The organism is Lysobacter antibioticus HS124 (assembly GCF_000336385.2).
Taxonomy (GTDB): Bacteria; Pseudomonadota; Gammaproteobacteria; order Xanthomonadales; family Xanthomonadaceae; genus Lysobacter; species Lysobacter firmicutimachus.
In genome coordinates, this window is sequence record NZ_HG424452.1 from 64,588 (window position 1) to 78,055 (window position 13,468).

The 13,468-nt window shown below is 71.3% G+C and carries 14 protein-coding genes; 5 read left to right on the top strand and 9 right to left on the bottom strand.

Annotated elements, in window-relative coordinates:
* Positions 1 to 96 precede the first annotated feature (96 nt).
* A complete protein-coding gene (locus TX83_RS03450; RefSeq protein ID WP_064746533.1) occupies positions 97 to 1,362 on the top strand; it encodes a patatin-like phospholipase family protein in 1,266 nt (421 codons plus the stop codon).
* Positions 1,363 to 1,369: 7 nt separating this feature from the next.
* On the opposite strand, the gene TX83_RS03455 is transcribed toward TX83_RS03450, so the two are convergent.
* Both TX83_RS03455 and TX83_RS03460 read right to left on the bottom strand, forming a co-directional pair.
* The gene (locus TX83_RS03455) at positions 1,370 to 3,028 is read right to left on the bottom strand and encodes a phosphoethanolamine transferase (protein ID WP_064746534.1); all 1,659 of its coding nucleotides are present in this window, start codon (positions 3,026 to 3,028) and stop codon (positions 1,370 to 1,372) included.
* Positions 3,025 to 3,807 (bottom strand): phosphatase PAP2 family protein, encoded by a 783-nt coding sequence (locus TX83_RS03460; protein ID WP_064746577.1) that lies wholly within the window; start codon positions 3,805 to 3,807, stop codon positions 3,025 to 3,027. Before TX83_RS03460 ends, TX83_RS03455 begins: the two co-directional genes overlap by 4 nt.
* Positions 3,808 to 4,119: 312 nt before the next feature.
* On the opposite strand from TX83_RS03460, the gene TX83_RS03465 reads away from it, so the two are divergent.
* Positions 4,120 to 4,824, top strand: coding sequence for a response regulator transcription factor (locus TX83_RS03465; protein ID WP_064746535.1), 705 nt, complete (start codon positions 4,120 to 4,122; stop codon positions 4,822 to 4,824).
* Positions 4,817 to 6,103, top strand: coding sequence for a sensor histidine kinase (locus TX83_RS03470; protein ID WP_064746536.1), 1,287 nt, complete (start codon positions 4,817 to 4,819; stop codon positions 6,101 to 6,103). The genes TX83_RS03465 and TX83_RS03470 overlap by 8 nt, the downstream gene beginning before the upstream one ends.
* Before the next feature lie 200 nt (positions 6,104 to 6,303).
* On the opposite strand, the gene TX83_RS03475 is transcribed toward TX83_RS03470, so the two are convergent.
* From TX83_RS03475 to TX83_RS03490, 4 genes are all read right to left on the bottom strand, one after another.
* A complete protein-coding gene (locus TX83_RS03475; RefSeq protein ID WP_075574973.1) occupies positions 6,304 to 7,206 on the bottom strand; it encodes an EcsC family protein in 903 nt (300 codons plus the stop codon).
* A gap of 92 nt (positions 7,207 to 7,298) precedes the next feature.
* Entirely contained in the window at positions 7,299 to 7,697 is a 399-nt protein-coding gene (locus TX83_RS03480; RefSeq protein ID WP_064746537.1) for a DUF3037 domain-containing protein, read from the bottom strand.
* Positions 7,675 to 8,454, bottom strand: coding sequence for a HipA family kinase (locus tag TX83_RS03485; protein ID WP_064746538.1), 780 nt, complete (start codon positions 8,452 to 8,454; stop codon positions 7,675 to 7,677). Before TX83_RS03485 ends, TX83_RS03480 begins: the two co-directional genes overlap by 23 nt.
* A gap of 124 nt (positions 8,455 to 8,578) precedes the next feature.
* Positions 8,579 to 9,271: an FMN-dependent NADH-azoreductase gene (locus TX83_RS03490; RefSeq protein WP_064746539.1), complete on the bottom strand. Its 693-nt coding sequence runs from the start codon at positions 9,269 to 9,271 to the stop codon at positions 8,579 to 8,581.
* Between the two features lie 140 nt (positions 9,272 to 9,411).
* Between TX83_RS03490 and gcvA the strand changes: the two genes are divergently transcribed.
* Positions 9,412 to 10,305, top strand: coding sequence for a transcriptional regulator GcvA (gcvA, locus tag TX83_RS03495; protein WP_064746540.1), 894 nt, complete (start codon positions 9,412 to 9,414; stop codon positions 10,303 to 10,305).
* Positions 10,306 to 10,310: 5 nt separating this feature from the next.
* Here gcvA and TX83_RS03500 read toward each other — a convergent pair whose 3' ends face one another.
* Positions 10,311 to 10,721 carry a tautomerase family protein gene (locus tag TX83_RS03500; protein ID WP_064746541.1) on the bottom strand — a complete coding sequence of 137 codons (411 nt, stop codon included), beginning with the start codon at positions 10,719 to 10,721 and terminating at the stop codon, positions 10,311 to 10,313.
* A 145-nt stretch (positions 10,722 to 10,866) separates the two neighbouring features.
* On the opposite strand from TX83_RS03500, the gene TX83_RS03505 reads away from it, so the two are divergent.
* Positions 10,867 to 11,727 carry a LysR family transcriptional regulator gene (locus tag TX83_RS03505; RefSeq protein WP_064746542.1) on the top strand — a complete coding sequence of 287 codons (861 nt, stop codon included), beginning with the start codon at positions 10,867 to 10,869 and terminating at the stop codon, positions 11,725 to 11,727.
* Positions 11,728 to 11,901: 174 nt separating this feature from the next.
* On the opposite strand, the gene ung is transcribed toward TX83_RS03505, so the two are convergent.
* Together ung and TX83_RS03515 are read right to left on the bottom strand one after the other, a co-directional pair.
* Complete coding sequence (gene ung / locus TX83_RS03510) at positions 11,902 to 12,606, bottom strand: uracil-DNA glycosylase (protein ID WP_064746543.1); 705 nt, start codon at positions 12,604 to 12,606, stop codon at positions 11,902 to 11,904.
* Complete coding sequence (locus tag TX83_RS03515) at positions 12,603 to 13,463, bottom strand: response regulator (protein WP_064746544.1); 861 nt, start codon at positions 13,461 to 13,463, stop codon at positions 12,603 to 12,605. The genes ung and TX83_RS03515 overlap by 4 nt, the downstream gene beginning before the upstream one ends.
* Positions 13,464 to 13,468 lie beyond the last annotated feature (5 nt).

The following is a 13,468-nucleotide window of genomic DNA, read 5'->3' on the forward strand; positions in this document are numbered from 1 at the left end:
GCGCCGAACACGACGCCCCGTCCTAACCATCGCGACCGGCAACGCGCACAATAGGCGGCTCCGCGATCGCTCGCGCCGCAGGGACCGTCACAGGCGATGAAGAGCAGCGACGTCGAACTCGAACGCCTGCGTGTGCAGCGCGAGGCCAGGCGCGCCGAGCGCGCCGCCGACCCGGCCCATGCCGAGCAGCGCGAGGGCCGCGCGCTGTGCCTGTCCGGCGGCGGCTATCGCGCCGCGCTGTTCCACCTCGGCGCCTTGCTGCGCCTGCACGAGACCGGGCTGCTCGCCGGGACGACCATGTTCAGCTCGGTCTCCGGCGGCAGCATCGTCTCCGCCTGGCTGGCCTGCCGTTATCTGGATACCCGCCGCGAAGACGAATCCTTCGCCGCCTGGAACGACCGGATCGATTTTCGCGCCGTGGTGGTCGAACCGTTCCGCGACGTCGTCGCGCGCGACATCCGCACCCTGCCGGTGCTCGCCACCGTCGCCTACAACTGGCTCTGGCCCTCGCACCGCATCGCCCTGCTCGAGCGCCGCTATGCCCAGGTGTTCGGCGAACGCAGCCTGGACCGGCTGCCCGAAACGCCGGCGTTCGTGTTCTGCGCCACCGACCTGACCTTCGGCGTCAATTGGGAATTCTCCCGGCGCCGGGTCGGCGACTACCTGGCCGGCTACCTGCGCGACGGCGCGCGCCGGGTCGGCCTGGCCTGCGCGGTCGCGGCCTCGTCGTGTTTTCCGCCGGTGTTCGGCCCGGTGCGTTTCGACACCGCGCCCGGCGACTACCAGCGCGGCGACTACCGCGGCGACGACGGCGAAGCGCTGCGGCAGCGGATCGAACTCAGCGACGGCGGCGTGTACGACAACCTCGCCACCGAACCGACCCTGCGCCGCTACCGCGAAGTGCTGGTGTCCGACGCCGGCGGCCCGTTCGTGTTCGAGAGCCGGCGCTGGTGGCTGCGCCAGCTGATGCGCTACACCCAGGTGATCGGCAACCAGGCCGAGGCACTGCGCAAGCGGCTGTTCTTCGGCCAGGCCGCAACCGGCTCGCTGATCGGCGTGTACTGGGGCCTCAGCGGCGGCCGCGACGGCGGCGCCGACGGCTACAGCCCGGCCCTGGTCGCCGAAGTCATCGGCCGCATCCGCACCGACCTGGACCGCTTCCTCGACGTCGAGTTCGAGGTGCTGGTCAACCACGGCTATTTCTCCAGCCTCGACGCGATGACCCGGCACAACGGCTGGCCGGCCTCGCCGGCCGCGGCCTGGCCTTATCCGCAACGCGCCGACGAAGGCCGCGTGCGCCATTGGCTGCGCCACAGCCACAAGCGCGTGCTGCACCCGCGCTGGTGGGGCGGCGGCGAATGAACGCCGCTCAAGCCGGAGCGCAGGGCGCGAACAGGTCGAGTTCGCGCGCGTAGACCGAAGTCCGGACCTGCATCAGCCCGAGCACCGAGTGGAACAGGTTGTCGTGGCTGGCCGGCCGCAGCGCTTCGCGGCGCAGGCAGCGCAGGTCGAGCCCGCGCGAGGCGGCGAAACCGGGCGAGAACCACATCGTCATCGGCACCCGGGTCTGGGTCTGCGGCGCGATCGCATACGGCACGCCGTGCAGGTACAGGCCGTTCTCGCCCAGCGACTCGCCGTGGTCGGACACGTAGATCAGCGCGCTGTCGCGGCTGCCGTCCTCGGCCAGGGCGCGGATGCTGCGGGCGAGGAACGCGTCGGTGGCCAGGATCGCGTTGTCGTAGGCGTTGACGATCTGCTCGCGGCTGCAGCGGCCGAGCTCGTTGGTGTCGCAGGTCGGGACGAAGCGGCGCAGCTGCGCCGGATAGCGGCGGAAGTAGCTGGGCCCGTGGTTGCCGAGCTGATGCAGCACCACCACCGCATCGCCCGGCTGCGCGGCTAGGCGCTCGCGCAGGCCGCGCAGCATCACCAGGTCCGAGCAGCCCTCGGCATTGCAGTAGGCCGGATCGCTGTCGTGCTCGAAAGACTCGAACGCCAGTCCCTTGCACACGTTCTTGCAGCCGGTCTGATTGTCGCGCCACAGGGCGTGGATGCCGGCGTACTCGAGCACGTTGAGCAGCGATTCGCTGCCCTGGATCCGGCCCTTGTCGTAGTTGCGCCGGCCGAACGGCGAGAACATGCACGGCACCGAGACTTCGGTGCTGCTGCCGCAGGCGACGACGTCGGTGAAGTTGACCGGGCCGATCCGGGCCAGTTCCGGGGTGGTCTGGCGGGCGTAGCCGTTGAGCCCCCAGTTCTGCGCGCGCACGGTCTCGCCGACCACGATCACCAACAGCCGCGGCTTGCCGCCGGCCGGACGCGCGGCGATGCGGGCGTCGGTGCCGATCGGCGCGCGGCCGCGCACCTTGGAAGCCGAGTCGTCGAACGCGACCCGGGTCAGCGACACCAGGTAGTTGGCCGGGGTCACCAGGTGGCGCATTTCCTTGTGGTTGCGCATCAGCGCCGAGATGTCCTGGAACGCGCCTAGCAAGGCCAGCATCGCCAGCACCAGCGCCGCGGCCACCGCGACCAGGCGGCGCCACAGCGCCTGCGTCCACGGTCGCTCGACCACCCGCACCCGCCACAGCAAAAGCGCCGGCAGCACGCCGAACGCCAGCAGCGGCGGCAACAGTCCCAGGCTGAGCAGCTCGCCGGACTCGCGGCCGTCGGACTGCAGCACGTTGCGGATCATGCCGGTGTCCAGATAGACCCCGTACTGGCTCATGAAATGCGCCGCCGCGGCGGTGACCAGCAGCAGCACGGTCAACAGCGGCTTGAGCGTCCAGCGATTGAGCACGCTGGCCAACAAGGCGAAGTTGATCGCCACCACCGCCAGGCCGATGCAGGCGCCGACCCACAGCCCGCGCGCACCGTCGAGCGCGCCCGCGGCGGCGGCGGCGCGCCAGAACGCAGCGTTGGCGCAGCCGGCGAAAAACAGGCTGGCCAGCAGGGCCACGGTTTCGACGCTGGCCTGCGGCCGGTAGCCGATCCAGGCGGGCCAACGCGGCACGGAACGGGCGACGATGCTCATCGACCGACGCTCCGCGAACGCGGACCGATCGCCGCGGCCGGCGCCGGCCGCGCCATCGTCGCCAGATACAGGGCGAGCGATGCGAACCACGCGATCGCCAGACTCCACACGTCGTGGGACAGAAAGTGGGCGCCACGCAATTGCTGGCCGAAGCCGAACAACAGGCCGGAGCCGAGTCCGATCGCCAAGCCCAGCCAACGCCGGCGCGGCCGCACGGCGAGGAAGAAGAAATACAGCGCGACCCAGGCATAGCCGGCGCTGGCATGGCCGGCGGGAAAGCAGCGCCCGCGGCCGAGTCCCGCCGGACGCGCCGCCAGCCAGCCGACGAAGGGATGTCCGCCGCCGTAGCGCTGCAGATCCCAGGGGCAGTCCATGCCGGTCAGTTGCTTGAGTCCGGATACCAGTCCGACCGAGATCAACACCGCCAGCAACAGATAGCCCAGCGGGCGCCGCCACTCGTTCCGCCCCGGACGCAGGCGCGCGCCCAGCCACAAGGCCAGCACGCCCAGCCACGCCGCGGCGCTGGCGTCGCGGCCGAAACGGTGGATCAGGTGCTCGGTGAGGTAGGCGTTCTGCCAGGCCCAGCGCGCGCCTTGCCAGGCGTACAGCCGGTCCGCCCACCAGAAATCGCCGCCGGCGGCCATCGTCGCCAGGCTCGCTACCAGCAACGCCACCGCCGGCCAGGCCGCATGCCGGAGCAGGAAGCGCCGCGACGCTCCGGCCGCGCTGCGGGCCGGCCCGGCGACAGGATTCAGTGGAACAGTCGTAGTTTCGATCATCGGCAAGGGCGGCAGTCCGGACAGCGCGTCCGGCCCGGAGCGGGGATGCGGCATGATCGAAACCGCCCTGTCGGAGAGCGGTCGGAGCGAAGTTCCGCCGGCGTTAAACCGGCCAGCCGCGGCAGCGCCGGCCGGCTGCGGGGTGCCCGGCCCGATCGCTTTCGACGCTATTCCGACAGCCGCCGGGCGATGCTGGCGGACTGCCCCGCGACCGCCCGCGGCCCCGGCTCGCGCATCCACGCGCCGGCTCGGGCACACTCGGGGCGGGCAACCTCGGATCGGGCCGCCTCGGGCGGCGGGAGAACCCGGCGCATGCGCCTGCTGGTGGTGGAAGACAATCGCAACCTGGTCGCCAACCTCTTCGACTATTTCGAAGCGCGCGGCTACACCCTCGACGCCGCGCCCGACGGTCCGACCGGCCTGCATCTGGCGGTCACCCAGCGCTACGACGCGATCGTGCTGGACTGGATGCTGCCGCGCCTGGACGGCCGCGAGGTGCTGCGCTGCCTGCGCGAGGAGGCCGGTTCGGACGTGCCGGTGCTGATGCTGACCGCGCGCGACGAACTGCCCGACAAGATCGCCGGTTTCCGCGCCGGCGCCGACGATTACCTGACCAAGCCCTTCGCCCTGCCCGAGCTGGAAGTGCGGCTGGAAGCGCTGGCCGCGCGCGCCGCCGGCCGCGGCCGGCACAAGCTGCTGCAGGTCGCCGACCTCAAGCTCGATCTGACCACCTTGGAAGCCAGCCGCGGCGGCCGCCCGCTGCACCTCTATCCGGCCTGCCGCAAGCTGCTGGAAGTGCTGATGCAGTCCAGCCCCGCCGCGGTCACCCGCGAGCGCCTGGAGCATGCGCTGTGGGGCGACCACCCGCCCGACGGCGACATGCTGCGCTCGCACGTGTACGAACTGCGGCGCGCGGTCGACGGCCCGTTCCCGGTCAAGCTGATCCAGACTCTGCCTCGGGTCGGCTATCGCCTTGCCGCACCGGCGCAGAGCGCAGCGGCGGACCGCGATGACTGAGCCAGCCGCAGCGCCGCGGCGGCGCAGCAGTCTGAGCCGGCGCATCCTGCTCGGCTTGCTCGGCTATGCCCTGCTGGTCTTGGCGGCGGTGGTGATCGTGCAGGGGGTCGTGGTCAACGAGCACGCCGAGCGCATGGTGTGGGCGTCGTTGATGAATACCGAGCTCGAGCATTTCGTCGAGCGCAGCCGCAACGAACCGGGCTACCGCTGGACCGACACCAAGTCGCTGAGCCTGTACGACAGCGCGACCCGGCCGGCGCCGCCGGCGCTGCGCGCGCTCGGCCCGGGCATGCACGACGACATCGAATCCGACGGCATCGAGCACGTGGTGCTGGTGCGCGACGTCGACGGCCGCCGCCTGACCCTGTCGCTCGACATCGAGGACATGGAGCACCTGGAGTTCGATCTGGCCCTGACCATCGCCGGCTCGGCCATCACCACCCTGCTGACCCTGTGCCTGGTGATCGCCTGGGGCGTGCGCCGGCTGGTGCGGCCGCTGACCCTGCTCGCGCAGCGCATCGGCGGCCTGCAGCCCGACCGCGCCGGGCAACGGATCGAGCTGCCCGACTCGGCCAGCTCGGAGCTGGTGGTGATCGCCGACGCGGTCAACGACTACGTCGCCCGCAACGATCGCTTCGTCGAGCGCGAACGCGCCTTCATCGACAGCGCCAGCCACGAGCTGCGCACGCCGATCGCGGTGATCGCCGGCTCCACCGAGCTGGCGCTGGCCCAACCCGACCTGCCCTCCGGCGCGCGCCAGCACCTGGCCCGCATCCACCGCACCGCACGCGACGTCGAGCAACTGGTGTCGTTGTTGCTGGTGCTGGCCAAGGATCCGCAGCGCCTGGCCGCGAGCAGCGACCGAGTCGCGCTGGACCAGTTGCTGCCGGAGATCGTCGAAGACCACCGCCATCTGTGCCGCGACAAAGACCTGCGTCTGGCGTTGGCGCCGCTGCCGCCGTGCGAGATCGTCGCGCCGCTGCCGATCGTGCAGGCGGCGATCGGCAATCTGTTGCGCAATGCGATCGAGAACAGCGACCGCGGCGAGATCGCGGTCCGGCTCGACCCCGACGCCACGGTGGTGATCGAGGACCCGGGCCACGGCATGAGCCCGGAGGAGATCAGCGCGCTCTACGCCCGGGTCGCCCGCGACGGCCGCGAGGGCGGCGGGATCGGCCTGGACCTGATCTCGCGGCTGTGCGAACACCTGGGCTGGCGGCTGCGCTTCGATCCGGCCGAACGCGGCACGCGGACGACGCTGAGTCTGCGGCCGGAGTGAACGGCGGCCTCATCCGCCTCTTCGGGGCCCCTTCTCCCGCAAGCGGAAGAAGAGATCCACGGCAGCGTCTGCGTCAAAGCCTGATCCCAGCGCAGCGCTTTCTCCCGCTCGCAGCGGCCGAAGGACATGCAGCGTCGAAGGCATTGGGTGAGGACAAGCGCGGCGCAACGACGGACCCGAGCCGGAGACCAGGCCCCGGCTCACTCGCTCGGCGCGTCGTCCCCGCGCGGCGGCGGCAGCAGCGCCTGCGCAGCCGCCGGCGCCGGCAATGGATCGGTGCGTTGGCGCCGATACGCCCGCTCCACCCGCTCGGCGCCGTATTTGCGCTCCAGGCGCTTGACGATGAAATGGCCGCGCGCCATGTCCTGGTAGTGATTGGTGAACAACATGTTCATCGTCGCCGCGGTCGCCGCGCCGATCACCGGCACCAGTTGCGCCGCGGTCTTCTCGCCGACCACCACGCCGAAACGGGTCGCGACCACGTCGACCAGCTTGCTCATCCAGGCCGTGGCCTGTTTCTTGGCATAGGCATGCGTCGCGTGCTGGGCACCGCGCCGGCTGGCCAGGCCGGCCAGCTCCTGGCGGCCGACTTCGGCCAGCGCGGTGCGCACCGCGTAATAGCCCGACGCGGCGGCATCGTCCTCGTCGCTGCCGCCGCCGAAGGCGAACACTTCCACGCAGGCCGCCTGCACCTCGGGGTCGGCCAGCGAGAATCCTTCGGCGCGGGCGATGTCGGCGACCGCACGCATCATCACCACGGTCGACACCGGCAGTTCCGCGGCCAGGCCGGCGGCGCCGAAGAAACCGCCGACCGCACCGACCGCGCCGGCGGCGAGCTTGTGGCTCTTGGTCGAAGAGGCCTTGTTCGGCTGGTCCTTGACCGTCCACAGCGCCGCCGCGGCGGCCTTGTGCAGGGCGCCGTGGACGATGCCCTGGATCTTGCGGTTGACGAAGCCCGGCAGCTTGGACAGGCCGAACTCGATCGGCGCACCGGCCAGCGCGGTCATGCGCGCAGTCAGCGACGGCGTTTCCAGCAGCGCCACCGCGCGCGCCAGGTCGGCCGCATCGCGAGGGTCGTCGAACCTGTCGGTGTCCTGCCGCATCGCTGTCCTGCTCCGTTGATGTCGGCCGCGTCGTGCGGCGGCATGAACATAAGACCGCCGTCGCGCCGCTTCAAGTGCGCGCGCCGCGCACGTCAGCCCGCCCGCGGCGTGCGCACCATGCGTTCGAGCAGGTGTTCGACGATGCTTTCGGCCTGCAGGCAGCGGCCGGTGTGCACCGCCGACATCTGGATGATCGAGCTGCGCTTGGCGGTGAGCCAATGGAAGCGCGCGCGCGCCGGCAACTGGCCGATCGGGCCGGCATCGCGGCCGCCGCGGCAAATGCGCTCGATCGCCTGCAGGTGCAGGCGCACCGCCTCGATGTCGGCGCCGGGGTCGAGCGCGCGCAGGCGGGCCTCGTCCAGCTCGATGCCGGCGGCGAGCAGACCGGCCGCCGGGCACGACACCAGCACGCCGACATTGACGAATTCCTCGCGCTCGACCCGCGGCACCACGCGGATCACCGCATAGTCATACAGCGAGCGAGCGGGCATGGATCGCCTCCTCGACGAAAGCGCGCGGCGACTGCACGCGGCGATGGAGATAGTCGGCGTAGGCGCGGCGATGCGCCCGGGCGTCGGCGAAACCGGGCTCGTCGGCGAGCCAGCTCTCCGGCACCAGCGCCACCACTTCATCGATCAGCGCCGGGGTGATGCGCGGGGCCAGCTCGGCGTCGGTCTCGGCCAGCCGCGCCGCCAGCGGCAGCAACACATGGTCCTTGACCGGCGCGAAGCGGCTGCCCGCGGCGCCGGCGGCGTTGGCCCAGTCGTGGTGGAAATACAGCGCTGCGCCGTGATCGATCAGGGTCAGGCGGCGGTGCCACAGCAGCATGTTGGTGTTGCGCGCGGTGCGGTCGACGTTGCTGGTCAGGGCGTCGAACCAGACGATGCGCGAGGCCAGGACGGCGTCGGGCGCGTCGACCAGCGGATCGTAGTTGACCGAACCGGGCAGGTAGTCGAGGGCCAGGTTGAGCCCGGCGCTTTCGCGGATCAGGTGCTGGATTTCCGGGTCGGGCTCGGTCCGCGCCAGTTCCGGGTCGAGCTCGGCCAGCACGATCTCCGGCACCGGCAGATCGAGCCGGCGCGCGAGTTCGCCGGCGACGATCTCGGCGATCAGCGCCTTGCGGCCCTGACCTGCGCCGCGGAACTTGAGCACGTACAAGCCGTCGTCGTCGGCCTCGACCACGGCCGGCAAGGAGCCGCCCTCGCGCAGCGGCGTGACGTAGCGGGTGGCGGCGACGGTTCTGAGCACGGACCTGGGTCGGTTGCGGCGCACGGGCGCGGATTGGGTCGTCCACCTTAGGACGGGCCGGCGCAAACGCCAAGCCCGCCGCCCTTCAAACGCGTCGCAGCGGTCGCGCGTTTCGAGCCCGGACTCAGGCCGCGGCGGCCGGCGCGTGCTGGCGGATCAGGCGTTCGACCAGGACATCGACCTCGGCCTCGGCGCGCTCGATCGACAGGCGCAGCCCTTCGCCGCCGAATTCGTCGTACTCGATCGCCGCGCCGTGGTGGTCGACGATGCCGATGTAGCGCATCGGCGTCAGCACGCCGGGTTCGACGTGGTTGATCGCTTCCAACCGCTCGCCGGCGCCGTAGCCGACGTCGCCGCGCGAACTCAGCAACACCAGGCTCTTGCCGGCGCCGGCCAGCATCGGCCAGTACGGCTCACCCTGGCGCTGGCGATCGAAGCCGAAGGTGCGGCCGACCCGCACCACGTTGTCGATCCAGGCCTTGAACTGCGCCGGCATGCCGAAGTTGTACATCGGCACGCCGGCGACGATCACGTCGGCGGCGATCAGCTCGTCGACCAGGGCATCGCTCTCGGCCAGGGTCTCGTGCATCCACGGCAGGCGCTGCCCGTGCGGGGTGAAGGCGGCATGGATCCAGGCCCCGGTGACCGGCGACGGCGGCGCGGTGCCGACATCGCGGTAGACGACCTCGTCGTCGGGTCGGCGTTCGCGCCAGCGGCGCACGAAGCGCTCGCTCAGGCGGCGGCTGTGCGAGCCGTAGCGGCTGCGTTCGGAACTGTCGGAACGGGCGCTGGAATCCAGGTGCAGCAGGCGGGTCATGGGGGCGGTCTCGAAGGCAGTTATGGATGAGCCCGGTTAGCGCTCGCTGGCGCGGCACCCGGCTTCCGAGCCATGTTGTATCTGCCGGAAAGAGACGACAAACTCCGATTTCTCAGCGAACGGATTAGATTTTCTCATCCATGAGCCGCCCTCGACTGCCCCCGCTCGGCGCCCTGCGCGCGTTCGAAGCCGCCGCCCGGCTGGCCAGCTTCAAGCGCGCCGCCGACGAGTTGTCGGTGACCCCGACCGCGATCAGCCATCAGATCCGCTTGCTGGAAGAGCAACTGGGCGTGCGCCTGTTCGAACGCCAGACCCGCCGGGTTGCGCTGACCGCCGAGGCCGCCCGGCTGTATCCGGTGCTGCGCGACGGCTTCGACGCCTTCGCCGAGGCGGTCGCGGCGATCGCGGCGCGGCGCCGGCGGCGCGCGCTGACTTTGTCGGCCACGCTGTCGTTCACCGCCAAATGGCTGGTGCCGCGGGTGGCCTCGTTTCGCGCCGTGCAGCCGCAACTGGACCTGCGCCTGCACGCCTCCGACGACCCGGTCGACCTCGCCGCCGGCGTCGCCGACGCGGCGATCCGTTACGGCCGCGGCCCCTACCCCGGCCTGATCGCCGAACGCCTGATCGAGAACCGCTTCGCGCCGGTGTGCAACCCACGCCTCGGCCTGCGCCGGCCGCAGGACCTGCGCGAGCAGGCGCTGCTGCATTCGGAATGGCGCCACCCCACCGCCGACACGCCGACCTGGCGCAACTGGTGCGCGCTGGCCGGCGTCGACGGCCTGGAGGTCGATGCGGGCCTGCGCTTCACCGACGAGAGCCATGCCATCCAGGCGGCCATCGCCGGCCACGGCGTGGCCCTGTTGAGCCTGGCCCTGGTCGCCGACGATCTCGCCGCCGGCACCCTGGTGCAGCCGTTCGCCCCCGAGCTCGCGCTGGACGGCTACCCGCATTGGCTGGTCTATCCGCAAGGCGCGCCGCGCGCGGAAGTGACCGCGCTGCGCGACTGGCTGCGCGCGCAGGCGGCGGCAGCCTAGGCGAATCAGCCTTCCGCGCGCTGGCGCGCGGCCTGGTAGCGCTGTTCCTGGCTCAGGCCGCCGTAGCCGTAGGCGGCGGCGCGCGCATCGATGATGTGAACATAGGACGTGTCGTGCGCGTCGCCGAGCAAGTCCGACAGCGCCGCATGCATGCGTTGCAGATAGCGCGCCTTCTCGGCCTTGGTGTTGGTCTCGTCGGTGACGCTGATGTCCAGGTGATAGGCGCGGCGCTGGTGTTCGGCCAGGCTGCGCCCGTCGATGAACCAATGGTTGCGGTCGACGAACTGGATCGCGACCGCGACCAGTTCGCGCGGTTTGCCCAACACCTCGACGGTGAGGTCGGCGACCAGGGCGGCGGCGGCGCGCGCCAGCTCGGCGTCGGGCGCGGCGGAAATCTGCAGGGCGATGTGCGGCATGAGCGGGGTTCCGTGATGGGGCGTCGGGGCGGGCCGGCATGACTCGGTCCGGGAATGCCCTTGCAGAGTAGGCTTGCGCCGTCCATCGGAAAAGCGGGAATATTGAAGGGTATCCATCGGCCAATCCGATAGCTGGAGACGCGCCTTGGCATCGTTCGACCTGGACCAGCTCAAGGCCTTCGTCGCGGTCGCCGACGCCGGCAGCATTTCGGCCGGCGCGGCGCAGGTGTTCCGCTCGCAGTCGGCGATCAGCGAGCAATTGCAGAAGCTCGAACGCGCCGCCGGCGCCGTCTTGCTGCTGCGCTCGCGCCAGGGCGTCGCGCCCACCGCCGCCGGCCAGCGCCTGCTCGCGCATGCGCGGCAGCTGCTCGCGCTGGGCGAACTGGCCCTGCACGACGTGCGCCGCGAACTGCGCCGCACCGACTTGCGCCTGGGCATCAGCGATTACTACCGGCCCGACGAGATCGCCGGGCTGCTGCGCCACCTCGCCCGGCACTGCCCGCAACTGCGCCTGCAGGTCGCGCTGGGCACCAGCGCGGCGATCGCGCGCGGCCATGCCGAGGGCGCTTACGACGTAGCCCTGATCATGCAGGTGGAAAGCACGGCGACGCGCGCCGCCGGCGCGGGCGCGCCGCTGCGACGCGAAGCGCTGGCCTGGGTCGCCGCTGCCGGGCTGGACCTGCGCGCCGAAGAGGAGTTGCCGCTGGTGTTGCTGCCGCCGGACTGCGCCCTGCATCGGCTGGCAGTGGAGCGGCTGCGCAAGCACCGCAGCGCCTGCCGCCTCGCCCATCAGGCCAGCGGCGTGGCCGGCCTGCAGGCGGCGCTGCGCGCCGGGCTCGGCGTCGGCTGCCTCAACGCCTCGGCGATCGGCGACGGCCTGGCGGTAGCGCAGTCGCCGCGCCTGCCGGCGTTACCCGGCTGCAGCTTCCGCCTGATCCTGCCCTCGCCCGGCGCCAACGCCGCGCTGCGCGAAGCCGGCGCCGCCCTGCACGCCTACTTCGCGTAGCGCCCCCTGTAGGAGCGGTGTGCGCCGCGACAGCCGAAGCGGCGCGACAACGCGTGCAGCCCCGGAGCCGATCGAACCTGCAGGCGCAGAGCTCGTCCACCCGGGCTTCGGTCGCAACGCTCGCGCACACCGCGGCGGTCGTCGCGGCGCACACCGCTGCTACAGGAGGCGCGGCTACAACTGCTCGCGCGGCGGCAGGGTCCAGTCGATCGGCGCCTGCCCCTGGCGCGACAGGTATTCGTTGGCGGCGGAGAAATGGCCGCAGCCGATGAAGCCGCGATGCGCCGACAAGGGCGAGGGATGCGGCGCCTTGAGCACGCGGTGGCGGCGCGGGTCGATGACCTTGCCCTTGGCCTGGGCGTAGCTGCCCCAGAGCAGGAACACCAGGCCCTCGCGCTCGCGGTTGAGCACGTCGACGACGTGGTCGGTGAAGCCTTCCCAGCCCTTGCCCTGGTGCGCGCCAGCGCGGCCTTCCTCGACCGTCAGCACCGCATTGAGCAGCAGCACGCCGCGCCGTGCCCACGGCAGCAGGCAGCCGTGATCGGGCCGAGCGATGCCGAGGTCGCGCTGGATTTCCTTGAAGATGTTGTCCAGCGACGGCGGCACCGGCACGCCCGGTTGCACCGAGAAGCACAACCCGTGCGCCTGGCCGTAACCGTGGTACGGGTCCTGGCCGAGAATCACCACCTTGACCTGCTCGAACGGCGTGGCGTCGAACGCGGAGAAGATCTGCGGCCCGGGCGGGAAGATCCGCGCGCCGGCGGCCTTGCGCTCGCGCAGGAAGCGCGACAACGACTGCATGTCCTCGCGCCCGAACCAATCGCCGACCCGCGCCTTCCACGACGGATCGAGCTTGATGTCGCGATCGCCGTCGCTCATGCCGGCACCACCGTCGCGCTGGGCTCGGACAGCCGCGACAGGCGCAGCTGGAACAAGGTCTTGGTCACCAGCAGGCGCTCTTCGATCGGCTTGAGCACCAGATCGTTGGCGCCGGCGCGCAGCAACTCGCTCTGGTTGTCGCGGTTGGCGTCGCCGGTCATCACCAGCACCGGCAGGCGGCGCTTGCCGTAGCCGAAATCGCCGCGCAGCCGCGCCAGCAGGTCCTTGCCGCCGAGCTCGCCCTTCAGGTAGACGTCGGTCAGCACCAGGTCGGCGCCGGCGTCGCCGCCGTCGCGGCCGCTGGCGCGGTGCGCCTCCAGGTGCTCCAGCGCCTCTTCCACGCCGATGAAGTGCAGCACCTGCAGCGAATGACGTTCGAGCATGCGCTTGGTCGCCACCGCCACCACCCGGCTGTCCTCGACGTAGAGTACGCGCGCGCCGGGAATCGGCTGCGGCTGCACGTAGCCGCGGATGAACGCGGCCAGCGCGGCCGGGCCCAGCGACTTGTCGAAATAGTCGGTGACGTCTTCGGTGAAACGGCGCGCCTCCAGATGCGACTGGGCATCGCTGGAGACCACGATCACCGGCACGTAGGCCTGGCCGGCGGCCTCGCGCACCGCCCGCGCCAGGGCGATGCCGTCGCCATCGGGCAGCACCAGGGCGGTGGTGACCAGGTCGACCTCGCCGTGATCGAGCGCGAGCTTGGCCTCGATGATGTTGCCGCACTGGACCAGGCGCAGGTTGGGCAGCTCGCGCAGCAGCACGTCGGCGATCAGCTTGCGCACCAGCTTGGAGCCGTCGACCACCATCACCCGCGGCGCGGCGCTGTCGAAATGTCGCAGATTCTGGCTTTGCATGGCGA